Source organism: Ramlibacter paludis (assembly GCF_022012305.1).
Classification (GTDB): Bacteria; Pseudomonadota; Gammaproteobacteria; order Burkholderiales; family Burkholderiaceae_C; genus Ramlibacter; species Ramlibacter paludis.
In genome coordinates this window covers 357,686-381,477 of the sequence record NZ_JAKLTM010000003.1, presented here as the reverse complement: position 1 = coordinate 381,477, position 23,792 = coordinate 357,686, and the positions used below count along the sequence as shown (strand labels likewise).

The 23,792-nt window shown below is 68.8% G+C and carries 32 protein-coding genes; 17 read left to right on the top strand and 15 right to left on the bottom strand.

All coding sequences use genetic code 11. The features are described 5' to 3' along the window. Positions 1 to 14 precede the first annotated feature (14 nt). Complete coding sequence (locus LZ009_RS12310) at positions 15 to 386, top strand: cytochrome C oxidase subunit IV family protein (RefSeq protein WP_275698222.1); 372 nt, start codon at positions 15 to 17, stop codon at positions 384 to 386. A 21-nt stretch (positions 387 to 407) separates the two neighbouring features. Continuing rightward, the gene (locus LZ009_RS12305) at positions 408 to 923 is read left to right on the top strand and encodes a DUF1269 domain-containing protein (protein ID WP_275698221.1); all 516 of its coding nucleotides are present in this window, start codon (positions 408 to 410) and stop codon (positions 921 to 923) included. Here LZ009_RS12305 and LZ009_RS12300 read toward each other — a convergent pair. Further along, the gene (locus LZ009_RS12300; RefSeq protein WP_275698220.1) at positions 920 to 1,702 is read right to left on the bottom strand and encodes a SapC family protein; all 783 of its coding nucleotides are present in this window, start codon (positions 1,700 to 1,702) and stop codon (positions 920 to 922) included. The two genes, LZ009_RS12305 and LZ009_RS12300, sit on opposite strands and share 4 nt — an antisense overlap. A 183-nt stretch (positions 1,703 to 1,885) precedes the next feature. On the opposite strand from LZ009_RS12300, the gene LZ009_RS12295 reads away from it, so the two are divergent. From LZ009_RS12295 to soxB, 9 genes are all read left to right on the top strand, one after another. After that, on the top strand, positions 1,886 to 2,260 hold the full coding sequence (locus LZ009_RS12295) for a TraR/DksA family transcriptional regulator (protein WP_275698219.1): 375 nt from the start codon (positions 1,886 to 1,888) through the stop codon (positions 2,258 to 2,260). A gap of 15 nt (positions 2,261 to 2,275) precedes the next feature. After that, a complete protein-coding gene (locus LZ009_RS12290) occupies positions 2,276 to 2,620 on the top strand; it encodes an ArsR/SmtB family transcription factor (RefSeq protein ID WP_275698218.1) in 345 nt (114 codons plus the stop codon). Positions 2,621 to 2,720: 100 nt separating this feature from the next. Then, on the top strand, positions 2,721 to 4,064 hold the full coding sequence (gene soxC, locus LZ009_RS12285; RefSeq protein ID WP_275698217.1) for a sulfite dehydrogenase: 1,344 nt from the start codon (positions 2,721 to 2,723) through the stop codon (positions 4,062 to 4,064). After that, the gene (locus tag LZ009_RS12280; protein WP_275698216.1) at positions 4,048 to 5,091 is read left to right on the top strand and encodes a c-type cytochrome; all 1,044 of its coding nucleotides are present in this window, start codon (positions 4,048 to 4,050) and stop codon (positions 5,089 to 5,091) included. Before soxC ends, LZ009_RS12280 begins: the two co-directional genes overlap by 17 nt. A 65-nt stretch (positions 5,092 to 5,156) precedes the next feature. Continuing rightward, a complete protein-coding gene (gene soxY, locus LZ009_RS12275; RefSeq protein WP_275698215.1) occupies positions 5,157 to 5,615 on the top strand; it encodes a thiosulfate oxidation carrier protein SoxY in 459 nt (152 codons plus the stop codon). A 20-nt stretch (positions 5,616 to 5,635) separates the two neighbouring features. Next, positions 5,636 to 5,947, top strand: a complete 312-nt coding sequence (soxZ, locus tag LZ009_RS12270; protein WP_275698214.1) for a thiosulfate oxidation carrier complex protein SoxZ — start codon at positions 5,636 to 5,638, stop codon at positions 5,945 to 5,947. 34 nt (positions 5,948 to 5,981) lie between these two features. Next, positions 5,982 to 6,782 (top strand): sulfur oxidation c-type cytochrome SoxA, encoded by an 801-nt coding sequence (gene soxA, locus LZ009_RS12265; protein ID WP_275698213.1) that lies wholly within the window; start codon positions 5,982 to 5,984, stop codon positions 6,780 to 6,782. Between the two features lie 16 nt (positions 6,783 to 6,798). Further along, a complete protein-coding gene (gene soxX / locus LZ009_RS12260; RefSeq protein WP_275698212.1) occupies positions 6,799 to 7,452 on the top strand; it encodes a sulfur oxidation c-type cytochrome SoxX in 654 nt (217 codons plus the stop codon). Beyond that, positions 7,449 to 9,182, top strand: coding sequence for a thiosulfohydrolase SoxB (gene soxB / locus LZ009_RS12255; RefSeq protein WP_275698211.1), 1,734 nt, complete (start codon positions 7,449 to 7,451; stop codon positions 9,180 to 9,182). The genes soxX and soxB overlap by 4 nt, the downstream gene beginning before the upstream one ends. A 3-nt stretch (positions 9,183 to 9,185) precedes the next feature. On the opposite strand, the gene LZ009_RS12250 is transcribed toward soxB, so the two are convergent. Then, positions 9,186 to 9,416, bottom strand: a complete 231-nt coding sequence (locus LZ009_RS12250; RefSeq protein WP_275698210.1) for a hypothetical protein — start codon at positions 9,414 to 9,416, stop codon at positions 9,186 to 9,188. Between the two features lie 216 nt (positions 9,417 to 9,632). Between LZ009_RS12250 and LZ009_RS12245 the strand changes: the two genes are divergently transcribed. After that, on the top strand, positions 9,633 to 9,977 hold the full coding sequence (locus LZ009_RS12245; protein WP_275698209.1) for a hypothetical protein: 345 nt from the start codon (positions 9,633 to 9,635) through the stop codon (positions 9,975 to 9,977). A gap of 11 nt (positions 9,978 to 9,988) precedes the next feature. On the opposite strand, the gene LZ009_RS12240 is transcribed toward LZ009_RS12245, so the two are convergent. From LZ009_RS12240 to guaB, 11 genes are all read right to left on the bottom strand, one after another. Further along, a complete protein-coding gene (locus LZ009_RS12240) occupies positions 9,989 to 10,903 on the bottom strand; it encodes an LD-carboxypeptidase (RefSeq protein ID WP_275698208.1) in 915 nt (304 codons plus the stop codon). After that, on the bottom strand, positions 10,900 to 11,979 hold the full coding sequence (gene tadA, locus LZ009_RS12235) for a tRNA adenosine(34) deaminase TadA (protein WP_275698473.1): 1,080 nt from the start codon (positions 11,977 to 11,979) through the stop codon (positions 10,900 to 10,902). The genes LZ009_RS12240 and tadA overlap by 4 nt, the downstream gene beginning before the upstream one ends. Positions 11,980 to 12,005: 26 nt before the next feature. Continuing rightward, positions 12,006 to 12,224: a hypothetical protein gene (locus LZ009_RS12230; RefSeq protein WP_275698207.1), complete on the bottom strand. Its 219-nt coding sequence runs from the start codon at positions 12,222 to 12,224 to the stop codon at positions 12,006 to 12,008. Further along, on the bottom strand, positions 12,221 to 12,844 hold the full coding sequence (locus LZ009_RS12225) for an FMN-binding negative transcriptional regulator (protein ID WP_275698206.1): 624 nt from the start codon (positions 12,842 to 12,844) through the stop codon (positions 12,221 to 12,223). The genes LZ009_RS12230 and LZ009_RS12225 overlap by 4 nt, the downstream gene beginning before the upstream one ends. Positions 12,845 to 12,865: 21 nt before the next feature. Beyond that, a complete protein-coding gene (locus LZ009_RS12220; protein ID WP_275698205.1) occupies positions 12,866 to 13,426 on the bottom strand; it encodes an RICIN domain-containing protein in 561 nt (186 codons plus the stop codon). A 118-nt stretch (positions 13,427 to 13,544) separates the two neighbouring features. After that, complete coding sequence (locus tag LZ009_RS24300; RefSeq protein ID WP_275698204.1) at positions 13,545 to 15,422, bottom strand: sensor histidine kinase; 1,878 nt, start codon at positions 15,420 to 15,422, stop codon at positions 13,545 to 13,547. Further along, positions 15,419 to 16,114, bottom strand: a complete 696-nt coding sequence (locus LZ009_RS12210) for a response regulator (RefSeq protein ID WP_275698203.1) — start codon at positions 16,112 to 16,114, stop codon at positions 15,419 to 15,421. Before LZ009_RS12210 ends, LZ009_RS24300 begins: the two co-directional genes overlap by 4 nt. A 4-nt stretch (positions 16,115 to 16,118) precedes the next feature. After that, positions 16,119 to 17,732, bottom strand: coding sequence for a glutamine-hydrolyzing GMP synthase (gene guaA, locus LZ009_RS12205; protein ID WP_275698202.1), 1,614 nt, complete (start codon positions 17,730 to 17,732; stop codon positions 16,119 to 16,121). A 5-nt stretch (positions 17,733 to 17,737) separates the two neighbouring features. Then, the gene (locus LZ009_RS12200) at positions 17,738 to 18,154 is read right to left on the bottom strand and encodes a type II toxin-antitoxin system VapC family toxin (protein WP_275698201.1); all 417 of its coding nucleotides are present in this window, start codon (positions 18,152 to 18,154) and stop codon (positions 17,738 to 17,740) included. Beyond that, positions 18,141 to 18,452 carry a type II toxin-antitoxin system Phd/YefM family antitoxin gene (locus tag LZ009_RS12195; RefSeq protein ID WP_275698200.1) on the bottom strand — a complete coding sequence of 104 codons (312 nt, stop codon included), beginning with the start codon at positions 18,450 to 18,452 and terminating at the stop codon, positions 18,141 to 18,143. Before LZ009_RS12195 ends, LZ009_RS12200 begins: the two co-directional genes overlap by 14 nt. Before the next feature lie 96 nt (positions 18,453 to 18,548). Next, a complete protein-coding gene (gene guaB / locus LZ009_RS12190) occupies positions 18,549 to 20,018 on the bottom strand; it encodes an IMP dehydrogenase (protein WP_275698199.1) in 1,470 nt (489 codons plus the stop codon). A 122-nt stretch (positions 20,019 to 20,140) separates the two neighbouring features. On the opposite strand from guaB, the gene LZ009_RS12185 reads away from it, so the two are divergent. After that, positions 20,141 to 20,650: a DUF4124 domain-containing protein gene (locus tag LZ009_RS12185; protein WP_275698198.1), complete on the top strand. Its 510-nt coding sequence runs from the start codon at positions 20,141 to 20,143 to the stop codon at positions 20,648 to 20,650. Positions 20,651 to 20,663: 13 nt separating this feature from the next. Here the strand turns inward: LZ009_RS12185 and LZ009_RS12180 are convergent, their stop codons facing one another. After that, positions 20,664 to 20,981: an RnfH family protein gene (locus tag LZ009_RS12180; protein ID WP_275698197.1), complete on the bottom strand. Its 318-nt coding sequence runs from the start codon at positions 20,979 to 20,981 to the stop codon at positions 20,664 to 20,666. Then, the gene (locus LZ009_RS12175) at positions 20,978 to 21,421 is read right to left on the bottom strand and encodes a type II toxin-antitoxin system RatA family toxin (RefSeq protein WP_275698196.1); all 444 of its coding nucleotides are present in this window, start codon (positions 21,419 to 21,421) and stop codon (positions 20,978 to 20,980) included. Before LZ009_RS12175 ends, LZ009_RS12180 begins: the two co-directional genes overlap by 4 nt. Before the next feature lie 60 nt (positions 21,422 to 21,481). On the opposite strand from LZ009_RS12175, the gene smpB reads away from it, so the two are divergent. The 4 genes from smpB (at position 21,482) to LZ009_RS12155 (ending at position 23,789) form a co-directional block, all read left to right on the top strand. Next, positions 21,482 to 21,958 carry an SsrA-binding protein SmpB gene (gene smpB / locus LZ009_RS12170; protein WP_275698195.1) on the top strand — a complete coding sequence of 159 codons (477 nt, stop codon included), beginning with the start codon at positions 21,482 to 21,484 and terminating at the stop codon, positions 21,956 to 21,958. 83 nt (positions 21,959 to 22,041) lie between these two features. Beyond that, positions 22,042 to 22,422 (top strand): COG4315 family predicted lipoprotein, encoded by a 381-nt coding sequence (locus tag LZ009_RS12165; RefSeq protein WP_275698194.1) that lies wholly within the window; start codon positions 22,042 to 22,044, stop codon positions 22,420 to 22,422. A gap of 19 nt (positions 22,423 to 22,441) precedes the next feature. After that, positions 22,442 to 22,966: an RNA polymerase sigma factor gene (locus LZ009_RS12160; RefSeq protein WP_275698193.1), complete on the top strand. Its 525-nt coding sequence runs from the start codon at positions 22,442 to 22,444 to the stop codon at positions 22,964 to 22,966. A 13-nt stretch (positions 22,967 to 22,979) separates the two neighbouring features. Further along, a complete protein-coding gene (locus LZ009_RS12155; protein WP_275698192.1) occupies positions 22,980 to 23,789 on the top strand; it encodes an anti-sigma factor family protein in 810 nt (269 codons plus the stop codon). Positions 23,790 to 23,792: the final 3 nt, after the last annotated feature.

Here is a 23,792-nt window from a genome sequence, read left to right as displayed (position 1 = left end):
CGAGGGAGCGTTCCATGGAACATGCGCAACCCGAAGCGGACGCCGGCCACGGCCAGCAGCATCCCCTGGGGATCTACTTCAAGATCTGGGGCCTGCTGTTCGTGCTCAGCGCGGCCTCCTACCTGGTCGACTACTTCCACTTCCACGGCCTGCTGCGCTGGTCGCTGATCATCGTCTTCATGCTGCTGAAGGCAGGCCTGATCGTCGCCGTCTTCATGCACATGGTGTGGGAGCGCCTGGCGCTGGTCTACGCGATCGTCGTCCCGCCGCTGCTGCTGATGGTCCTGCTGGGCATAGGCGCGCTGGAAGCGGAGCACACCTTCGACACCCGCGGCACGTATTTCGCGCCAGGCACGGCACCGGCGCAGCCGGCGCCGCACAAGTAGTTTTTCAACGGGAGGTACCCCATGCGCAGACGAATCTACTGGATGTTGCCCGACGTCGAGAGCGCGCGGGCCACGATGGACGACCTGCTCCTGGCCCGCATCGACGAGGGCCACATGTTCTTCGTGGGGCGGGAGGATGCCGACATGCGCGGCCTGCACGCGGCCAACGTCTGGCAGACCTCCGACGTGATCCGCTCGGCGGAGATCGGCCTGATCCTGGGCGCGTCGCTGGGCGCGATCCTCGGCGCGATCATCGCGGTCGGCTATCCCGTCTTCGGTGACAAGCCCGAATGGGGCTGGATCGCGGCACTGGCCCTGGCCGGCGCACTGTTCGGCGTCTGGACCTCCACCATGATCGGCGTGTCCACCCCGAGCAAGCGGCTGCGCCGCTTCGCCGAACAGATCGAGCAGGGCCGCATCCTGCTGATGGTGGACGTGCTGATGTGGCGCGTGGAGGAAATCGAGGCCCGGCTCGAGGCGCTCCATCCCGAAGCGCACCTCGAAGGCGTCGAGCCCGATATTCCGGCGTTTCCCTAGGCCTGGCTGGCGGCGGCCTTCTTCGCCGCCTTGGCCGCCGGCTTCGTGGCCGGTTCCGCGGCGGCGGGCGCCGGATGGGACTCGTCGTGCAGCTTGACCAGGCGCTCGGTCTGGGCCAGCGACATCAGGTGCGCGTACACGGCCGGCAGGTAGCGCTTGGCGCGGAACTCCAGGAACTTCTCGTCGGAGAGGTTGTTCAGCCGTTCCTCGTTGACGACGTAGCAGCCGGAGATGTTCTTCACGCGGTTGGCTTCGCGCACCCGCATGTTCAGCGGGGTGAACATGTTGCTGGCCTGCAGGTACTTGCAGAACTCGCGCGTCAGCCCCTCCATCTGCTGCAGCTCGCCCAGGTAGCGCTTGACGTTCTCGATCACCTTCGTGGGTTCGCCCTTCTCGTCGAACAGCGCCGCGCCTTCGGTGTCGGACACCAGGCTGGATGCCTCGTCGATGCACACCGCGTACTGGCCGTCGGTGCCGCTCGGGGCCAGGGCGAAGGGATAGCGGCGGATGATGGCCGGCACGTACGAGGCCTGCCACTTGCCGTCCTTGCCCACGAAGAGGTTCTCGCCGGCGCTGAGGCCCAGCAGGGCGACCGGCCGGAATTCGTCCTTCTCCTTGTCTTCCAGGAAGACGATCGGGAAGATCGATGCGGCCCGCGCGAATTCGTGCATCGTGACGTAGGCCAGGTGGAATCCGGCGGCGAAGTCGAAGCCCTTGACCTCCTTGACCTTCTTGCCGGCATGGCGCCCCTTGTTGACGGGAACGACTTTCTGGAACATGGACTGAGCCCTCCGTTGTTTCTGGGTGCAGACTACATCGGCCCGCGGCCGGCGCACAAGGCCCGATGGGACGATCGAGGGTAACTACTCTCGCAACGAGGCGATGCGCGGCGCTTGCGTGCGGGCGCCAGTCGCGGGAACATAGTGAACCGGCGCCCGCTTCTCCGCCTTCCAGCCACTTCCATGAGCCCTCCCGAACCGGACCTCCTGGCCCGCCTGCGCGGCCTGCTGGCCCTGCGCCAGCAGGAGTTGCGCGCCCTGCTCCAGGATGCCGCGGAAGCCAGGGCGAGCGACCATGGCACCGAAGTGCAGGACTTCAAGGACGTGGCCGCCGAGGAAAGCCGGGCGGCCATCGACGACGTCGCCCTGTCCCATGCGACCACCGAACTGGCCCAGGTGAGCGCGGCGCTGCGGCGCATGGACGAAGGCAGCTACGGGGCGTGCCAGGAATGCGGAGAGCAGATCGACGAGCGCCGCCTGCTCGCCTTGCCGGCGACGCCTTTCTGCACGGCCTGCCAGGCCGACCACGAACGGCCGGGACGGGGGCGGCGGTTATGATTTGTCCCATCCGCCATGCCCACCGCCCAGCGCACTCCCGCCGTACCCGCCGCCAGCGTCACCGAATCGGATGAGGTGTTCGAGCTCGCCGCGGAAGTCTTCCGCGTCATGTCGGCGCCCATGCGGCTGAAGATCATCAGCGCCCTGTGCGACGGCGAGCGCAACGTCAGCGAACTGCTGGAGCGCATCCCGACCACGCAGCCCAACATGTCGCAGCACCTGAACACGCTGCACAAGGCCGGCGTCATCGGCCGCCGGCGCGAAGGCGTGCAGGTCTACTACCGCCTCGTCAACGATCGCGTGGTGACCCTGTGCCGCGCCGTCTGCACCCAGATCGCGATCGAGTCCGACCTGCCTTGATTCAGTGACCGCTTATGGATAGGGTAATCCATAGGTAGAAATTCCGTCCTTTATATCGCCTGTGGCTTATATTTATAAGCCTCAACGAACGAGGAGACCCATGGGGGAAGCGACGCGGCAGGGCCGGCTGCGCAAGGCGCCGGAACATTTCCTGGACGCCGCCGGCATCGCGCGGGTGCAGGAGGAGGCACGCGGCGGCCGGCGCGATTTCCTGCGCGGCGCCTTCGCTGCAGCCGCGGCAGTCACCGCCGCCGGTGCGGCGCGGGCGCAGGGGGACGGCGATCCCAACATCCTGCAGCTCCCCGAGCACTCGCGCGGCCTCGGCCAGGGCGTCGCCACCGACGGCTACGGCAAGCCTTCGAAATACGAGGCCAACGTGCAGCGCCGGCCCAGCCCGGGACTCACGCAGACCCGCCAGGCCTCCGTTTCCTTCGCGCCCTTGCAGTCGCTGTTCGGCATCGTCACGCCCAGCGGCCTGCACTTCGAGCGGCACCACCAGGGCTGGTGGGACATCGATCCCACCAGGCACCGGCTGATGGTCAACGGCCTGGTGAAGACGCCGAAGGTGTTCACCCTCGACGAGATCATGCGGCTGCCCTCGGTGTCGCGCTTCCACTTCATCGAGTGCGGCGCGAACACCGGCATGGAATGGGGCAACGTCGCGGTGCCCAGCGTGCAGTACACGCACGGCATGCTCTCGTGCAGCGAATTCACCGGCGTGCCGCTCGTCACGCTGCTGGAGATGGCCGGCGCGGACCTGAAAAAGGGCCGCTTCCTGCTGGCCGAAGGCGCCGACGGCTCCTCGATGACCCGCACCATCCCCATGGAGCTGATCACCTCCGGCCAGGTGCTGGTGGCCTACGGCCAGAACGGCGAGATGCTGCGACCTGAAAACGGCTACCCGCTACGACTGGTCGTCCCCGGCGTGCAAGGCGTGAGCTGGGTCAAGTACCTGCGGCGGCTGGAAGTCGGCGACCAGCCCTGGGCGACCAAGGACGAAACGGTGCACTACGTCGACCTGATGCCGGACGGCACGCATCGCCAGTACACCAGCATCCAGGAATGCAAGAGCGTGATCACCACGCCTTCGGGCGGCCAGCAGCTGCTGGATCGCGGCTTCTACAGCATCAGCGGCCTCGCGTGGTCGGGCCGCGGCACGGTGAAACAGGTGGACGTTTCCGTCGACGGCGGCCGCAACTGGCGCCGGGCCTTGCTGCAGGGCCCGGTGATGGACAAGTGCCTCACCCGCTTCAGCCTCGACTGGGTGTGGGACGGCCGGCCCGCGCTGCTGCAAAGCCGCGCGGTCGACAGCACCGGCTACGTGCAGCCCAACTACCGGCAGCTGCGCGAAGTGCGCGGCACGCGCTCGATCTATCACAACAACGCCATCCAGACCTGGAAGGTGGAGGCCAACGGCGAGGTGCGCAATGTCCAGGTGTCGTGAACTCGCGCTGGCCGTCTTGCTGCTGGCCGGCGCGACGGCTCAGGCGCAGGAAGCGCGCTTCCCCGGCATTGGCCGAGCCGCAACGCCCAAGGAAGTGGCTGCCTGGGACATCGACGTGCGGCCCGATTTCCAGGGCTTGCCCGCGGGATCCGGCAGCGTCGCGCGTGGCCAGGAAGTGTGGGACGCCAAGTGCGCGTCCTGCCACGGCGTGTTCGGCGAATCGAACTCGGTGTTCAACCCGCTGGTGGGCGGCACGACCCGCGACGACGTCGCCACCGGCCGCGTCGCGCGCCTGAACGACCGCGCCTACCCGGGCCGCACGACGATGATGAAGCTCTCGCAGCTCTCCACGCTGTGGGACTACATCAACCGCGCGATGCCTTGGAACTCGCCCAAGTCCCTCTCGGCCGACGAGGTCTACGCCGTCACCGCCTACATGCTGAACCTGGCGGAAGTGGTCGACGACAAGTTCGTGCTGTCCAACGCCAACATGCAGCAGGTGCAGGACCGGCTGCCGAACCGCAAGGGCATGACAACGGCGCACGCGCTGTGGCCGGGAGCGGAGTTGGCGGCACGCGCGCCCGACGTGAAGGCGCCGCTGTGCATGAAGGACTGCGTGGCGCAGGTCCAGGTCACCTCGCAGCTGCCGGACTACGCCCGCGACGCGCACGGCAACCTTGCGGACCAGAACCGCCTCGTCGGCGCCCAGCGCGGCGTGGCCACGCGGCCGGCCACGCTGGCCGCGGGAGCCCCGCCGGCGCCGGCGGTGGCTGCGGCGCCCGCCGGCGCGACCACGCTCGTGCAGAAGAACAACTGCTTTGCCTGCCACGCGCCCGATGCCAAGCTGGTCGGCCCGAGCTGGCAGGACATCGCGAAACGCCATGCCGGCAAGGCGGATTACCTCGCCGGTAAGATCCAGTCAGGCGGCAGCGGCACCTGGGGCCAGATTCCCATGCCGCCGCAGCAGATCGCCGAGCCCGAAGCGCGCGCCATTGCCAACTGGTTGGCAGCGGGCGCGCCACGGTGAAGGGTTTCCCCGGGACGGCGCACGCCGCGCGGTCCCTAGCATTTGTTTTCCAAAGGAGAGATTCCATGCAGACACGCCGTGATGCGCTGAAGCAGGGCCTGGCCGCGGCCGGGGTCCTGGGCGCGGGCGCCGCGTTCACCACGCCGGCCCATGCGTTCAACAAGAACGCCTTCGAGGCCAAGTCGGTCCAGGAGGCGCTCAAGGCCCTGGGCGGCAACGGCGCCCTGGGCGAGAGCAAGGACGTGACGATCACCGGCCCGGACATCGCCGAGAACGGCGCCGTGGTGCCGATCGGCGCCGGCACCACCCTCCCCGGCATCAAGATGCTGGCCCTGATGGTGGAGAAGAACCCGAACACGCTGGTGGCGGTCTTCAACGTCAACGAGAACATCGAACCCAATTTCCTGACGCGCGCCAAGATGGGCCAGTCGTCCGACGTCTACGCGGTCGCCATCGCCAACGACGGCAAGGCGTACTACGCGAAGAAGGAAATCAAGGTCACCCTCGGCGGCTGCGGCGGCTGAACCGGAACAAGGAGCAGAACATGGCAGATCCGATGCGCATCCGCGCGCAGGTGCAGGGCAACGGCGCGGTCGTCCGCGTCCTCATGAGCCACGAGATGGAAACCGGGCAGCGCAAGGACGCGGCCGGCAAGACCATCCCGGCCTGGCACATCACCGACGTCACCGCGACGCTGAACGGCAAGCCGGTGCTGACCGCGGAATGGGGCCCGGCCGTGGCCAAGAACCCCTTCCTGCAGTTCACGATCAAGGGCGCCAAGGCCGGCGACAAGGTTGGCATCAGCTGGAAGGACAACCGGGGCGAGACCCGCACCGACGAAGCCACCGTCGCCTGAAGGCGGCCGGGAAGTACAAAGAGGAGACGAGACGATGCGCATTCCCTTCCTGCTGGCGGCGCTTGCGCTGTCCAGCCTGTCGTTCGGCGCGGCGGCGCAGAAAAGCGCCTCGCAGGCGATCGATGAATACCGCGCCATGCTGGCCGACGGCAATCCGGCGGAGCTGTTCGAGGCCAAGGGCGAAGCGCTCTGGAAGCAGAAGCGCGGCCCGAAGAACGCCTCGCTGGAAGCCTGCGACCTGGGCAAGGGCCCGGGCGTGGTGAAAGGCGCCTTCGTCGAACTGCCTCGCTACTTTGCCGATACCGCCAAGGTGCAGGACCTGGAGACGCGCCTCGTGACCTGCATGGAGAAGCTGCAGGGATTCAACGCCGCCGACATCGCGAAGACGCCTTTCGGCAGCGGCGAGATGGCCAACGTGACCGCGCTCGCGACCTGGGTCGCTTCCGAATCGCGCGGCCTGGCCTTCAAGTTGCCGCAAAGCCACCCGATGGAGCGCGAGTACTACCAGGTCGGCAAGCGCCTGTTCTTCATGCGCGGCGGCACGCACGACTTCGCCTGCGCGTCCTGCCATGGCGAGGACGGCAAGCGCATCCGCCTGCAGGACCTGCCGAACCTGACCAAGAACCCCGGCGACGGCGTCGGCTTCGCCGCCTGGCCCGCCTACCGCGTGTCCAACGGCCAGATGTGGAGCATGCAGCTGCGGCTGAACGACTGCTACCGCCAGCAGCGCTTCCCCGAGCCCGAGTTCGGCGCCGAGGCGCTGACCGCGCTGTCCACCTATCTCGGCGTCAACGCCACGGGCGCCAAGTCGATCGCGCCGTCCCTCAAGCGCTGACGCGGGAGCTGCACTCATGAAAAAGATCCACATCGCCTGGACCGCGCTGGCCGTTGCCGCCGCGGTGGTCGGCTGCGCCTCCACGCCGTCCGGCGCCGATCTCGACAAGATGGCGCAGGACATGGTGAAGAGCGGTTTCCACACCAAGGGCATCGCCAACATCGAGCGCGTCACCGCGATCGACGAGACGCTGAAGCTTTGCAACGAGGCCGACGTCAGCGGCAAGCCGCTCGATACCGCCACGGCCAAGCGCATCGAGGAAGCCAACCTGAAGACGGTCAAGTGGCCCGCGGGCGGCAAGTTCCTGGGCGACTGGAAGCAGGGCGAAGCGATCGCGCAAAGCGGCCGCGGCCTCACCTGGACCGACACCGCCGGTGGCGCCAACGGCGGCAACTGCTACAACTGCCACCAGATCACGAAGGAGGAAATCTCCTTCGGCACCATCGGGCCCAGCCTCTACAACTACGGCAAGATCCGCGGCGTGAGCGACCCCAGCAGCGCCGCCTCCAAGCCGATCGTGGAATACACCTGGGGCAAGATCTGGAACGCCAAGGCCTACAACGCCTGTTCCAACATGCCGCGCGCCGGCCACATGGGCAACCTCACCGAAGCCCAGATCCAGCACGTGATGGCCCTGCTGCTGGACCCTGCCTCGCCGGTCAACAAGTGAACCTGTCGAAGCGGGACTTCCTCCAGGTGCTGGGGGCGGGCGCGGTCGCCGGCATGGGCCTGGGCCGCTGGGCCGACGCGAATGCCGCGACGGCCGGCGAAGCGATGTACGAGCTGCCGCGCTTCGGCAACGTGTCGCTGCTGCACATGACGGACTGCCACGCGCAGCTGCTGCCGGTGCACTTCCGCGAGCCGAGCGTGAACCTCGGCATCGGCCCCATGAAGGGGCAGCTGCCGCACCTGGTGGGCGAGCACCTGTTGCGCGTGGCCAAGGTGCCGGCCGGCACGCCGGCAGCGCACGCCCTCACCTATCTCGACTTCGATGCCGCGGCGCGCCGCTACGGCAAGGTCGGCGGCTTCGCGCACCTGGCCACGCTGGTGAAGCGCCTGAAGGCGAGCCGGCCGGGCGCGCTGCTGCTCGATGGGGGCGACACCTGGCAAGGGTCGGCCACGGCGCTGTGGACGCGCGGCCAGGACATGGTGGAGGCCGCGAAGCTGCTGGGCGTGGACATCATGACCGGCCACTGGGAATTCACGCTGGGCATGGACCGCGTGAAGGAGATCGTCGACAGGGAACTGGCCGGCAGGATCCAGTTCCTGGCGCAGAACGTCAAGACCGCCGACTTCGGCGACCCGGTGTTCGAGCCCTACACGCTGCGCGAGATCAACGGGACCCGGGTGGCCATCATCGGCCAGGCTTTCCCGTACACGCCGATCGCCAACCCGCGCTACTTCGTCGCCGACTGGACCTTCGGCATCCAGGACGAGGCGATGCAGAAGGTGGTGGACGAGGTGCGCGGCAAGGGTGCGCAGGTCGTCGTGCTCCTGAGCCACAACGGCATGGACGTCGACCTGAAGCTGGCATCGCGCGTGACCGGCATCGACGCCATCCTCGGCGGCCACACGCACGACGGCATGCCCGTGGCGAGCATCGTCGGCAACAAGTCCGGCAAGACCATCGTCACCAACGCCGGCAGCAACGGCAAGTTCCTGGCGGTGCTGGACCTGGACGTGAAGGGCGGCAAGCTGGCGGACTTCCGCTACACGCTGCTGCCCGTGTTCGCCAACCTGCTGCCGGCCGATCCGGCGATGCAGGCGCTGATCACCAAGGTGCGCGCGCCCTACGAGGCGAAGCTCGGCGAGGTGCTGGCCGTGACCGAAGGCACGCTGTACCGCCGCGGCAACTTCAACGGCACCGGCGACCAGCTGCTGCTGGATGCGCTGCTGGACGTGCAAGGCGCGCAGATCGCCTTCTCGCCCGGCTTCCGCTGGGGCACGTCCCTGCTCGCCGGCCAGGCCATCACTCGCGAGTGGCTGATGGACATGACCGCCACCACCTATTCGTACAGCACCGTCAGCGAGATGAGCGGGGAGATGCTCAAGACGGTGCTGGAAGACGTGGCCGACAACCTCTTCAACCCCGACCCGTACTACCAGCAAGGCGGCGACATGGTGCGCGTGGGCGGGCTGCAGTACGCGATCGATCCTTCCGCCGCCATGGGCAGTCGCATCACCGACATGCGCCTGGGCGGCCAGCCCATCGCCGCCGACCGCAAGTACAAGGTGGCGGGCTGGGCGCCGGTCAGCGAGGAAGCCAGGACGGCCAACACGCCGCCGGTCTGGGACCTGGTGGAACAGTGGCTCCAGGCCAAGGGCGGGCGCGTGGCCGCGCGGCAGGCCAGCCTGCCGACGCTGGTGGGCGCCCTGCCCAACCCCGGCTACGCCGGCTGAGCCTCAGGCATGAGGCTCGTGCCAGGGGGCGGGTCCGTCCCGCTCCAGGTGCACCGAATGGATGTACTGGGCCTGCGAGGCCTGCAGCACGCGCAGCTGGTGTTCGAGCTGCGCGATGCGCTGCAGGTGGCGCAGCAGCAGGTCCGCGATCTCGTCCTGCGTCAGGCCGCCCAGCTGCCGCGCGACGTCCTCCCGCGTGGCCACCGCCTGCATGTCGAGTGCTTTCGTGTCCATCCCGCGAGCTTACGCCGCTGCCGGGCTAGTTGTAACTAAAATGTATTCAGTTGCACGTCAAGCGAGAAAACACCTGACGTTGTTTTGCCAAGCCCTTGATTCAAATATCCTTTGCCCCGTCAACTAGTGCACGCCGCCGACGTTGCCTTGGCGGCCGCTTGGGGATAATTTGACTCCCCGTCCCATCCCTTTTGTCGTTGCCGACAATCCACAGATATGCGTTGGTTCAAAGGCAGCATCCGCAGCAGCATTTACGGTCTCCTCGGCAATCCGTCCGGGCCGACCGATTCGACGCTGGACACGGGGACGGAAGACATCCGCGAGGCCATGCTCACCCTGCTGGGCGACACCGGCATCAAGCAGTTCCCCAACGTCACGCGCCGCATCCGCTACGCCAACGACGTGCAGGCGCTCTGGTATCTCCGCGGTGACCTGATGGCCGCGCTGGCGGCCACGCAAGGCGAAGCGGCCGCCCGCGAGAAAGTGGCGCACATCACCGAGATGTTCCATGGGCTGCTGCCTGGCAGCCTGAACTCGCGCCCCAGCCCGCTCATGGGCTGACGCCGCCGGCGTCAGTGCATGTGGCCCCAGAGCAGGAACGCATCCCGCTCCTCCGCCGCCAGCGTCACTTCCGCCCCCACGGGCAGGCAAACCTTCGTCGCGACGTGGCCGAACGGCAGCCCGGTCAGCACCGGCGCCTTGACCTGCGTGCGCAGCCAGTCCACCACCGTCTTCATCTTGAAGCCCTTGTCGTGCGGCACCGGCAGCCAGTTGGTGAACTGGCCGAACACGATCGCCTTCTGCTGCTGCAGCACGCCCGCATAAAGCAGCTGCGTGAGCATGCGCTCGACGCGGTAGGGATGCTCGCTCACGTCCTCCAGGAACAGGATCCCGCCCTTCACCTTGGGCATCCACGGCGTGCCCGCCAGCGCGGCGAGCATGGCCAGGTTACTGCCCCAGAGCGTGCCTTTCACCTGCAGCGGCTTGGCCAGCGCTTCGGACTTCGGCAACTGCCAGCCGCTGCCTTCGCCCTGCCCTTCGACGAGGTCCTCGAAGCAGGCCTGCATGATGTCGTCGGGCTCGGGCTCCACGCCGAAGTCCTCACCTACCGCGGGCCCCGCCCAGGTGATGCGGCCGGTCTCGGCCAGGACGGCGCTCTGGAAAGCGGTGAAGTCGCTCAAGCCGACGAACTTCGTGCCCTTGTCGATGGCCTTGGCCACCAGCTTGTAGGGAATGCGGGGCAACAGGCGCGTGAGCCCGTAGCCGCCGCGCGTGATGATGGCCACGTCCGCGCCGCTGCGCGCCGCGCGTTCGATGGCGGCCAGGCGGATCTCGTCGTCGCCGGCAAAGCGCATGTGCGTGGCGAAGATGGCCGGATCGAGTTCGACCTCGTGCCCCATCGCCTTCAGGCGCGCGATGCCCCGCCGCACGGCCGCCTTGTTGCGAACCGCGCTGGAGGGGGAATAGATGTAGATGCGTTGCTTCACGGGCGGAAGTATCCCACTGCTTCCCGTGCGGCTTGCGCGCTGGCCGGCCCGTTCGCGCGCAGCAGCGGCAGCGTCGGCGCGTGGTCATCGGCCTGCGGCGTCATCGCCGCGAAGGCGCGCACGCCGGCGCGGTGCCCGGCATCGGGGAAAGGCGCATCGCCTTCATCGTGCCCGGGCTGCACGACAAACAAGCCGCGATACAGCTGCGGCTGCACCGCGGCCAGCGCGCGCGCGAGCGGCTCGGCGGCCTGCTGCGCGACCAGCACGACGCCGCGCAGGTCCAGGCGCTCCACCAGTTCGCGCAACACCTGGACATGCCAGGCGAGGCCGTGTGCGCTTTCGCGCTTGGGCTTGTCGCTCTTGCCGAAGCCGACGAGGTCGGGCGCCACCACGCGCCCGCCGGCGGCCAGTAATTCGGGGATCATGTCGCGGAAGGCATGGCTCCATCCGGGCGAGCCGTGCAGGCACAGCCACGTGAGCGGCGCTTCGCCCGGGCCTTCGTCCAGGTAGTGCAGGCGCAGCCCGGCCAGCGCCGGCAGGTCGTCGACGTAGTTCGGCGCCCACGGATAGCCGGTGATCCCGGCAAAGCGCTGCTCCGGCGTGCGCAGCGCATCCTCGCGCAGCGGCTGCGCCGTGCTGCGCGTTTCCTGGCGCCGCCGGCGGAAGAAGTCCGAGAGCAGCGCACCGCAGTCCTCGGCGAGCACGCCGCCTTGCACCGCGGTCTGGTGGTTCAGGCGCGGTTCGGCAAACAGGTCCACCACCGAACCGGCGGCACCGGTCTTGGGATCCGCGGCGCCGTAGACCACGCGGGCCAGCCGCGCATGCAGCATCGCCCCGCTGCACATCGCGCAAGGCTCCAGCGTGACGAAGAGTTCGCAGCCGTCGAGGCGGTAGTTGCCCAGCGCATCCGCCGCGCCGCGCAGGGCCTGGATTTCCGCGTGCGCGGTCGGGTCGTGCCCCGCCACCGGCCGGTTGTGGCCGCGCGCGATGACCACGCCGTCGCGCACCACGACGGCGCCCACGGGCACCTCGCCGGCCGCCGCCGCCTCGCGCGCGAGGTCGAGCGCCTCGCGCATGAAGCCCGCGTCGCCGGCGGCCGTGCTCACTTGGTGTCGTCGGGCGTGGTGCGCGGCGCCTGCTGCATGGCGCCCTGCACGGCCTGTTCGAACTGCTTGACCTGCTGCTGCGGCGTGCCCGCGGGCACGGTCACGCCCTGCGTGGTGACGGGCGGCGCGACGCCGGCGCTCAACTGCTTCTTCGCCAGCACGCCGATGATGGCCACCACGACCAACAGGCCCACCACGCTGAATATCGCTTTCATCGTTCCCCTCCCAAACCGAGCCGGTCCATCCAGCCCGCCAATTCGCGTTCGTCGTCGTTGCCCGCCGCGTAGATCGCCTTCATCCTGGCGTGGGACTCGGGCCGGTGCTGGTTCAACTTCAGCTTGCAGGACCAGCGCTCCACCGCGAGCTCGAAGGCCACGATGCCCGCCAGCATCTTGTGCTGGAACTCCGTGCCCAGGTCACGCCACTGCTGCGCGTACGGCGGCTCGTGGTCGCCGATGAGTTTCTTCAGCAAGGCGTCCTTGCCAGCGGGATCCTCGACCAGCGTGGCCCGCACCTCGCAGTGCACCGCCAGGTAGACCCAGCTGGGCACGCGGGCCAGGTCCGGATAGATCTTCGGCGACTGGTAGGCATGCGGCCCGTGGAAGGTGACCAGCGCGCGCGGACGCGCCTGCAGGTAGCGCCAGTGTGGATTGGGTTTGGCGCAGTGCCCGAGCAGCACGAAGCGGCCTTCGCGCTCCTCCAGGTGCAGCGGCAGGTGCGTGGCGAAGGGAAAGCCGTCGTCGTCGTTCGAGATCAGGCTGGCGAACGGGTGGGCGCGCATCAGCTCCGCGGCGATCGCAGGATCGGCGGACTTGAATTGGGGCGGCTCGTACATGGCCCCATTGTGCCGCGCGCGTCAGCCCCTGGCGGCCAGCCGCACGACCGTTCCGCCGCCCAGATGGACCACTACGCCATCCAGGGCGCCGGCAACCACGAACTGCACGGGCAGGCCGGTGGTCAGGCTGACCAATCCGCCGGCCGGCGCGGCGGCGACGGTGCGCAGGAACATGCGCCGCACCAGCGGATCGGCGATGCCGCGCGCCACGTCCTCGGCGCCTTCGGTCTGCAAACCCTTCCAGCGCTGCCCCGTCTCGCCGTTGCACGCCTGCGCCTGCACGCGGCCCGAGGCCAGCACTTCGGCGCAATGTTCCAGCTCGTTGCTCAGGCGATCGCCGATCAGCTTCCACACCTGCGCCTTGTCGCCCAGGCGGCAGCCTTCCCAGCGCAGCGGCGCGCCCTCGGCGCGGGCGGTCAGGCAACGGCCTTCGAGGTGGATGCGGCCGTAGCCCGAGAAACCCTGGATCGGCGACTGCCGGTTCCACGCGGCCAGCACCGCGTCGTCGCCGCTCGCCTGCAGCAGCAGGCCGCCGGGCGCGGCGATGTAGCCCACCGCGGCGAGCGCGTTGCCGGCGGCCACCAGGGCGGCCAGGCACGCAAGCCGCGGCCAGGAAAGAGTGGAAGGAGGAGGCAAGGCGCTGGTCAGGAGGGCCCGATGCGGGCCGCAGCCGCACTGTAGGAGGCGGGGTGGCGCGTTCCTATACTCGGCTCGGAGTATCCAGGGCAGGCGTTGCGGGCAGCGGCAGCCGCAGCGTGACCGTGGTGCCGTACGCATCGCTGGCCACGTCGAGCGTTCCCCCGAGCTGGCGAGCGCGGGTGTGCATGCCGGCGATGCCGCGCTGCGCACTGGGCGGTACCGCCTGGCCCGCAGGCGGCGCGATTCCGCGACCGTTGTCGGCCACCTGCAGCAGCAGCGAGTTGCCTTCGGCGAGCAGGCTCACGCGCAGTCGCGTGGCCGCGGCATGCTTGACCGCGTTGCCCACCGCTTCCTGCACGATGCGCAGCACCTGCAGGCCCGCGCCTGCCGCGGGCAGGCTCAGGTCGTCCTGCACTTCCCAGTCCAGGGCTATGCCGGCGGCGCGCAGCCGCGGCTCCAGGCGATAGCGCAGGTTGCCCAGCGCGAGCTGCAAGGAATGCTCGGACGGATCGAGCGAGTCGATCAGCAGGCGCAAGTCGTCGAGGCAGCCGCGCAGCAGCCCGGGAATGTCGCGGGGCTCGCCGCGCTCCACCGCCTCCAGCGTCGTGATCAGCTGCGAACCCATGCCGTCATGCATGTCGCCCATCAGGCGCTCGCGTTCGGCGGCCAGGGTGGCAACGCGTTCCAGTGCGCGGAGGCGCTCGTGCGTGCGTTCCAGCTCGCGCGTGCGTTCGTGCACGCGCCGTTCCAGGTCGGCGGTGTGCTGGCGCGCCTGGTCGTAGGTGCGGAAGTAGTTTTCGGCCAGCGCGAAGACCAGCGCGCACAGCAGCAAGGGAGCGCCGTAGGCCATGCGCGCGGCCGGCCCGAAGGGAAGCAGCTGCGCGGAAACCGCCAGGTCCGTCAGCCCCAGGAGCAAGGTCGCAAACAAGGCGCCCAGCACGACCCACGACCCGGCCCCCTGCGCCGCCGCTCCGCGCAGCGATTTGAGGAACAGCGCGATCGTCCAGATCCCCAGCCCGGCACAGGCGACGTACCAGGGCAGGCGCACAGCGGCGGCCAGCGCAGGCGGCGTCAGAGCGAACAGCGGGAAGGCGAGCACCGCGGCAAGCAGCAGCAGCCGCTCGCGGCGCCGCGGCGCGAGGCCGGTGTAGCTGCGCATGAAGATCCAGTTCAGCACCACCACCAGCCCCAGGCTCCCCAGCACGAATGCTTCCCACAGCGCGGATGGCATCCAGGCCAGCGAGACGAAGTAGTGGAAGTTGCGCAGCGACCAGACCAGGGCGAGCGCGGCGAACACGCCATAGATGCGTTCCTCGCGCCGCCGCAGCCACAGCAGCAGCACGAGCAGGCCGACGAAGAACAGCGCCAGGTTCAGCGCCCGCGGCAAGGCCACGCGCATGAATTGCGCCTGCTCGTAGCGCGGCTGCAGCGTCGTGAGGGGTCCCAGCGTCACCGGGCCGAGGCCGCCACGCAGGTTCGGCGCCACGCGCAGGCGCACCAGCAGTTCGTTGCGGCCCTTCAGCAGCAGCTGCGGCGCAATGGGTTCCAGGATCGGCCGGCCGAGCGTGCGCCGCATGGGCCCGCTCATGTCGGCCCCGCCGATGTCCACGCCGTTCAGGAAAACGTGGTGCATGGTGGCAACCGTCGGCAGGTAGGCTGCCCAGGTTTCGACCGGCGCTTCTTCCAGCGTGAAGCTGCCGCGGTACCAGCCGTAGCCGGACTGGCCGGGATTGGTCTTGTGCCAGTTGTCCGGCAGCGCCCTTAGCACCCAGGGCGCGCCCTCCCCCGGCGGCGCCGGATCGTCGGACTTGATGAAGCGCAGCTGCGTCAGCTCGATCACCGGCCCTTCGGCCGCATCGCGCATGAAGTGGTAAAGCACGGCGTTGAGCGCGAAGCCCAGCACCAGCGCCAGCGCCAGCCGCAGCGCGAGCCGCTTCACAGCTTCAGCAGGCCGCGCTGCTGCGCGAGGAACACCGCGTGCTGGCGCGAGGTGGCTTCCAGCTTGCGGTAGATGTTCTGCACATGCGTCTTCACCGTGAGCGGCGAGATGTTCAGCGCGGCGCCGATCTCGGCCAGGCTGCGGCCGCGGGCGATCGCCTCCAGGATGGAGGTCTCGCGCGCCGAGAGCGGCGACGCCGTGTCGGGGGCGGCCGCGGGCGCGACCGGAGCGGCGGTCGGCACCCGCACCACCGGCGCCATGCCCGGGCGCATGCGTTCCAGCAGCAGGCGCGCCAGGGAAGGACTGATCGGCGACTCGCCCGCGCTCAGCGCATGGATGCTGGCGTTGAAGTCGTCGGGCAGGCTGTCCTTCAGCAGGTAGCCGGTGGCGCCGGCTTCGATCGCTTCCAGCAGGTTGCGCTCGCCGCCGAACACCGACACCACCATCACGGCGGTCTGGGGCGACACCTGGCGGATGTGCCGGATCACGTCGAAGCCGCTGCCATCGGGCAGGCCCAGGTCGACCAGCGCGACGTCGGGCTTGAGCGCGCCGATCGCGGCCATGATGTCGCGCGCCGTGGCGAACTCCCCGCGCAGCACCAGGCTGGTGTCGCGCGCGAGGTTTTCGCGGTAACGCTGCAGGTGCAGCGGGTTGTCGTCGACCATGACGACGGAGACGCGCACAGCGCTCACGGCCTCACTCCCATTCGATCGTCGCCGGCGGCTTGCTGCTCACGTCGTAGGTGACGCGGTTGATGCCGCGGACTTCGTTGATGATACGGCTCGACACCTTCTTCAGCAGCGCATAGGGCAGCTCGGCCCAGTCTGCGGTCATGAAGTCGCTGGTCTGCACCGCCCGCAGCGCCACCACGTAGTCGTAGGTGCGGCCGTCGCCCATCACGCCCACGCTCTTGACCGGCAGGAAAACCGTGAACGCCTGCGACGTGAGGTCGTACCAGGTCTTGCCCGTGGCCTCGTCGCGGAAGTTGCGCAGTTCCTGGATGAAGACGTCGTCCGCGCGGCGCAGCAGCTCCGCGTATTCCTTCTTGACCTCGCCGAGGATGCGCACGCCCAGGCCGGGGCCGGGGAACGGGTGCCGGTAGACCATCTCCGGCGGCAGGCCCAGCGCCACGCCCAGCTCGCGCACTTCGTCCTTGAACAGGTCGCGCAGCGGCTCCAGCAGCTTCAGGCCCAGCTGCTCCGGCAGGCCGCCCACGTTGTGGTGGCTCTTGATGGTGACGGCTTTCTTGCTCTTGGCCCCGCCCGACTCGATGACGTCCGGGTAGATCGTGCCCTGGGCCAGCCAGGCCACCGTGCGCGCATGCGTCTGCTTGATCTTCGCGGCTTCGGCCTTGAACACGTCGACGAACAGGCCGCCGATGATCTTGCGCTTCTGCTCCGGATCGCTGACCCCGGCCAGCTTGCCGAGGAACAGGTCGGCGGCATCGACGCGCACCACCTTGGCGTGCAGCCGGCCCGCGAACATGTCCATCACCATGTCGCCTTCGTGCAGGCGCAGCAGGCCGTGGTCGACGAACACGCAGGTCAGCTGGTTGCCGATGGCGCGATGGATCAGCGCCGCGGCCACCGAAGAATCGACGCCGCCGGACAGGCCGAGGATCACCTCCTCGTCGCCCACCTGCTTGCGGATCGCCTCCACCGCTTCGGCGATGTGGTCGCGCATCACCCAGTCGGGGCTGGCCTGGCAGATGCCCAGCACGAAGCGCTCGAGGATCGCGCGGCCCTGCACGGTGTGCGTGACCTCGGGGTGGAACTGCACCGCGTAGAACTTTCGCGCTTCGTCGGCCATGCCGGCGATGGGGCAGCTTTCGGTGGAGGCCATCAGCTTGAAGCCGGGCGGCAGCTCGGTGACCTTGTCGCCGTGCGACATCCACACGTTCAGCATGCCGTGGCCCGCGGGCGTGGTGTAGTCGGCGATGTCGCGCAGCAGCTCGGTGTGGCCGCGCGCGCGGACGGAGGCGAAGCCGAACTCGCGCTTGTGGCCGCCCTCCACCTTGCCCCCGAGCTGGTGGGCCATGGTCTGCATGCCGTAGCAGATGCCCAGCACCGGGACGCCCAGCTCGAACACGGCTTGCGGCGCCTTGTCCGTGGTCTCCTCGTACACGCTGGCGTGGCTGCCCGAAAGGATCACGCCCTTGAGCTTGCCGTCCGCCGCGTACTCGCGCACCCACTCGTCGCTGACGTCGCAGGGATGCACTTCGGAATAGACATGGGCTTCGCGCACGCGGCGGGCGATCAGCTGCGTGACCTGGGAGCCGAAGTCGAGGATGAGGATCTTGTCGTGTTGCATGAGGGTCAGGCCAGGTCGGTGATCAGGGGATGTTCGAGCTTGAGGCAGGCGCGCTGCAAGGCGCGGTCCATGGTGACCAGCGGCGCCTTCAGGTCCACCGCCACCTTGAGGTAGGCCGCGTCGTAGGGCGTGAGCTCCAGCGATTGCGACCAGTTCCAGAATTCCAGCGGCGACACGCGCAGCGGCGCCAGCGCCACCGGCAGGCGGCTGAGGAGGCGCAGCACGTGCTGGTGCGCGCTCGGCGTGAAGCGCCCGCGGGCCAGCGCGCGGCCGGCGGCATGGAGCGCCTCCAGCGGGAAGATGGCGGCGCTGGTGGCGCTCTCTTCTTCGGTCATCACGCGGATCAGCGCCTGCGACACCTTGTCGCCGGCCTCGTCGGGAAAAGCCCAGCTGGCGAAGGCGGAGGCATCAACGACCAGCACGCGGCACCTTGGGTTCGTCGGTCCAGGCATCGCCGCGGGCGTCGCGCTCGCGCTTGTGCTCTTCCCAGAGTTCCTGGAAGGCCGGCTCGCCGCGTCCGACCTTGCCGCGCAGGGCTTCGAGCTCCGCCAGGATCGCCTGGCGCCGGCCTTCGAGGCTGGGCTGCTCGGTCTCCGGCTCCTTGATCAGGCGGATGACCCGCTTGCCATGGCGCGTGAGCACGACCTCCTCGCCCTGCTCCACGGCGCGAATGAGTTCCGAGAGCTGGCTCTTGGCCTGGTGGATGGGGACAGTCTGCAATTTATGGTCCGACCGGAGGATGAACTGGCCATATTTTAGCGCGAAAAAGAAAAAGGGCCAGAAAATTCTGGCCCTTTTCGGTTGAGTCGGCTTCTTTCAGTCGGCGCGGTAGTTGGGCGCTTCCTTGGTGATCTGCACGTCGTGCACGTGGCTTTCGCGCATGCCGGCCGACGTGATCTGCACGAATTCCGCCTTGGAGCGCATTTCCTCGATGGTGGCGCAGCCGCAGTAGCCCATGGCCGCGCGGACGCCGCCTGCCATCTGGAAGATGATCGAGACCATCGAGCCCTTGTACGGAACGCGGCCTTCGATGCCTTCCGGCACCAGCTTGTCCGCGTTCGGGTTGCCGGTGCTCGACTCCTGGAAGTAGCGGTCGGCGCTGCCTTGCTGCATGGCGCCGATGGAGCCCATGCCGCGGTAGCTCTTGTAGCTGCGGCCCTGGTACAGCACGATCTCGCCCGGCGCTTCCTCGGTGCCGGCGAACATGCCGCCCATCATCACGGTGCTGGCGCCGGCGGCGATGGCCTTGGCGATGTCGCCCGAATAGCGGATGCCGCCGTCTCCGATCAGCGGGACGCCGCTGCCCGCGAGCGCGGTGGCGACGTTGTCGATGGCGGTGATCTGCGGCACGCCGACGCCGGCGACGATGCGCGTGGTGCAGATGGAGCCGGGGCCGATGCCGACCTTCACACCGTCCGCGCCGGCTTCGACCAGCGCCTTGGCGGCGGCGCCGGTGGCGATGTTGCCGCCGATCACTTCCACCTGCGGATAGTTCTGCTTGACCCAGCGCACGCGCTCGATCACGCCTTTGCTGTGGCCGTGCGCGGTGTCGACCACGATGGCATCGACGCCGGCCTTCACCAGCGCTTCGACCCGTTCCTCGGTGCCCTCGCCCACGCCGACCGCGGCGCCCACGCGCAGGCGGCCGGATGCGTCGCGCGCGGCGTTGGGGAAGTTGGTCTGCTTGGTGATGTCCTTGACGGTGATCAGGCCCTTGAGCTCGGAAGCGTCGTTCAGCACCAGCAGGCGTTCGAGCTTGTACTTGTTCAGCAGCGCGCGCGCCTCGGCGGTGGTGGTGCCTTCCTTGACCGTGACCAGCTTGTCGCGCGGCGTCATGATCTGGCTCACCGGCACGTCGTAGCGCGTCTCGAAGCGCAGGTCGCGGCCGGTGACGATGCCGACCACCTTGCCGCCATCGAGCACCGGGAAGCCGGAGATCCCCAGCTGCTCCTGCATCGCCAGCACCTGGCGCACGGTGTGCTGCGGCGTGATGACCACGGGGTCGCGCAGCACGCCGGACTCGTAGCGCTTGACGCGCGCCACTTCGGCGGCCTGCTGCTGCGCGGTGAGGTTCTTGTGGACGATGCCGATGCCGCCCTCCTGCGCGATGGCGATGGCCAGGCGCGCTTCGGTCACCGTGTCCATGGCCGCCGAAACGAGCGGCAGGTTCAGGGTGATGTTGCGGGAGAAACGGGTGGCGAGGGAAGTGTCCTTGGGAAGGACCTGGGAGAACGCCGGCACCAGCAACACATCGTCGAAGGTGAGCGCATTTCCAAGCAAGCGCATTGTCAGGGCTCCAAAAGAGGGATTGTACCCGCGTGCAATTTCGCACGCTCCAGCTGGGGCTATCGCGCCACGGGCGGGAAATGGCTGCATGCGCCTGCTGGACAGGGCGCTAAACTTCGCGCATGAAAGCGCTACGCCTTGCCGTCCTGGCCCTCGCCTGCACCGTGCCCCTGCTTGCCTCGGCCCAGTGGATCTATCTCGACAAGTCCGGCCGCAAGGTGTTCAGCGACCAGGTGCCGCCGCCGGATGTCACGCCGGACCGCATCCTGCGCCAGCCGGGGATGAGGCCCGCCGCTGCTCCCGCGGCCCCGGCCGAAGCCCAGGCCGCCGCCGCCCCGGTCGCGGCCGGCTCCGCCGCCAAGGGTGCGGGCACCGACAAGGCCCTCGAAGCGAAGAAGAAGCAGGCCGAAGCGGCGGAAGCCGCCAAGAAGAAGGAACAGGACGAGAAGTTCGCGCAGGCCCGCACCGAGAACTGCACCCGTGCGCGCAACTCCAAGGCGGCCTTCGACTCCGGCGTGCGCGTGGTGCGCACCAACGAGAAGGGCGAGCAGGAAGTGCTGGACGACAAGCAGCGCGAAGCCGAAACCCGCCGCCTGGAAGCATTGATCGCCCGCGATTGCGGACCGCGATAAAGCCCCTGCGCTCCTAGTACCCGGCCTTCTTGCCGGGCCGTTTCCCCGCGAACAGGCCCGTCGCCCGCGCACCCTGCTTGCGAAAGCGCTCCCGCCGCGCGACCTTCGGGTCGACGCGCAGCGGCCGGTACACCTCCACCCGGTCGTTCTCGCGCAAGGGCTGCTGCGCCTCGCAGCGCCGGCCCCACACCCCCAGTTCGCAGTGCTCCAGGTCCAGGTCGGGACAGGCGGCCCGCAGGGCATCGCGGACGGTTGCACCCTCGGGCAGCTGCAAGGCGCGCTCCCGCACTTCGCGCGGTCCCGGCGACCACGCCACCGTGACGGCGATCATCCGCCGTACACCTGCTCGGCGCGCTTGACGAAGGCGTCCACCAGGTTGCCGGCGATCTTGTCGAACACCGGGCCCACCACGGTGGCCAGCGCCGTGCTCTTGAAGGCGTAGTGCAGCTCCAGCGTGACCTTGCAGGCGCGCTGGCCGCCCTGCCCGATCGGCAGGAACTTCCAGACGCCATCGAGGTTGGAGAACGGCCCGTCGACCAGCTTCATGCGCACCTCGCGCCCGGCCACGTGCGTGTTGCGCGTGGTGAAGGTCTGGTGGATGCCCGCGAACGCGATGCCGACTTCCGCCTTCATGCCGTCCGGCTCCAGGGCCAGCACCGAGGCGTGGTCGCACCAGGGCAGGAACTCGGGATACTTCGCCACGTCCGTCACCAGCGCGAACATCTCCTCCGGGCTGTACCAGATGAGGACGGACTTGTGGACGTTTTTCATAGGAGAATGCGAGACCCGGCGGCATTGTAGAGAGAGCGGCCCGGCCCCACCTGTCAGCCCATGTCGCAAAAGAACAAAGAAACCCCGAGCCGGATCGCCGACAACAAGAAGGCCGCCTACAACTACTTCTTCGAGGAGCGGTACGAGGCCGGCCTGGTGCTGGAAGGCTGGGAGGTCAAGGCCCTGCGCGAGGGGAAGGTCCAGCTCACCGACGGCTACGTCGTCATCCGCGACGGCGAACTGTTCCTGATCGGCTGCCGCATCGACGCCCTGAAGACGGCGTCCACCCACGTGCGGCCCGACTCCATCCGCACCAAGAAGCTGCTGATGAAGAAGGACGAGATCAAGCGTCTCGTCGGCAAGGTGGAGCAGAAGGGCTACACCCTGGTCGCCATCCAGCTCTATTGGAAGGGCGGCCGCGTGAAGGCGGAGATCGCGCTGGCCAAGGGCAAGGCCGAGCACGACAAGCGTTCCACCATCAAGGACCGCGAAGGCAAGCGCGAGGTGGAACGTGCCATGAAGGAGCGGCACAAATAAATCCGCGAGCGGGGGAATAAACCGTCCCCCGCCGGCGTTCATGCAGGTAGCGGACGCTTTTGCCGCACCACCTGGAGAACGCGATGAAGAAACTGGCTCCCCTCGCCCTCGCCCTGGCCCTGCTGCTGAGCGCCTGCGGCCACATGATGATGCAGAAAGCGCCGGCCACCGTCGCCGACGGCGTGTACGTCGGCCCGAACGGGATGACGCTCTACACCTTCGACCGCGACGCCATGGGCTCGGGCAAGTCGGTCTGCAACGGTCCTTGCGCCACCAACTGGCCGCCGCTCATGGCGAGCGCGAGCGACGCCGCCTCGGGCGAATGGACCATCGTCACGCGCGACGACGGCACCCGCCAGTGGGCCTTCCGGGGCAAGCCGGTGTACTACTGGTCCAAGGACGCCAAGGCGGGCGACCGCACCGGCGACGGCTTCAACAACGCCTGGCGCCTCGCGCGTCCCTGAGATCGGCTAGCCTGCGCGGATGGCCAAGCACGCCTCCAGCCACCTGGTCGGGCACATCCCCGACCTGCGGCGCTATGCGCGTGCATTGACCGGCGACGCCTGGGCGGCCGACGACCTGGTGCAGGACACGCTGGAGCGCGCTTGCGCGCGCTGGCAGCTCTGGGCCGCGGGAAGCGACCTGCGGGCCTGGCTGTTCACGCTGATGCACAACCTGTTCGTCGACGGCGCGCGCCGCGCGGGACGGCAGGCGGGCCAGCGGGTGGACGTCGAGGAGGCGGCCGGCGAACTCGTGGCGCCGGCCAGCGGCATCGAGAACGCCCTGGACCTGCAACGCTGCCTGCTGCGCTTGCCGGACGACCAGCGCGAGGTGCTGCTGCTGGTGAGCCTGCAGGACCTGGGCTACGAGGACGTGGCGCGCATCACCGGCGTGCCGGTGGGCACCGTCATGTCGCGCCTGTCGCGCGCGCGCAGCCGCCTGCGCGAGCTGATGGAAGGACCGCGCGGCGCCACGCCGGGCGCCGTGCCGCTGCGCCGATTGAAATGACACGGGAAGGGCCATGAGAGAAGACGCGGATCCGCTGCAGGACGAAGCCACGCTGCACGCGTACGTCGACGGGCGCCTCGCCCCGGCCGCGCGCGCGGTGCTGCAGTCGCGGCTGGATTCCGATCCGGAAGCCGCGCGCACGGTGCGGGCCTGGCAGGAGCAGATCGCCGGCATGAAGGCGCTGCACCGCGAGCTGCTGGACGAGCCGGTGCCGCCGTCGCTGCTGCAGGCCGCGCAACGGCTGCACCATCGCAGCAACCGCTTCGGCCAGTGGCAACGCTGGGGCGGCATGGCCGCTGCGCTGCTGCTGGCCTTCGGCCTCGGCTGGGGCGGCAGCCTGCAATGGCGTGCCTGGGAGGAAAGCGGCTTCGGCGTCGCGCGCTCGCGCGGCGTCCTGGACTTCGCGCGCCAGGCCCAGGTGGCGTACACGGTGTTCAGTCCCGAAGTGCGGCATCCGGTCGAAGTGGAGGCGGCGCAGCAGCAGCACCTGGTGCAGTGGCTGTCCAAGCGCCTGAACCGGCCGCTGAAGGTGCCCAACCTCACCGAGCAAGGCTACGAACTGGTCGGCGGCCGCCTGCTGCCCGGCGGCGACGGGCCGCGCGCGCAGTTCATGTTCCAGAGCGGCGCCGGCGAGCGGATCACGCTCTACGTCGGCGCGGTCGATGCGAAAGCGCAGGCCTCGGAGACCGCGTTCCGCTACACCAACGAAGGCAACGTGGCGAGCTTCTACTGGGTCGACCAGGGCTTCGGCTACGCGCTGACCGGCAAGTCGCAGCGGGCCCGGTTGCTGGTGCTGGCCGAGGCGGTGTTCAAGCAGCTCTGAGGC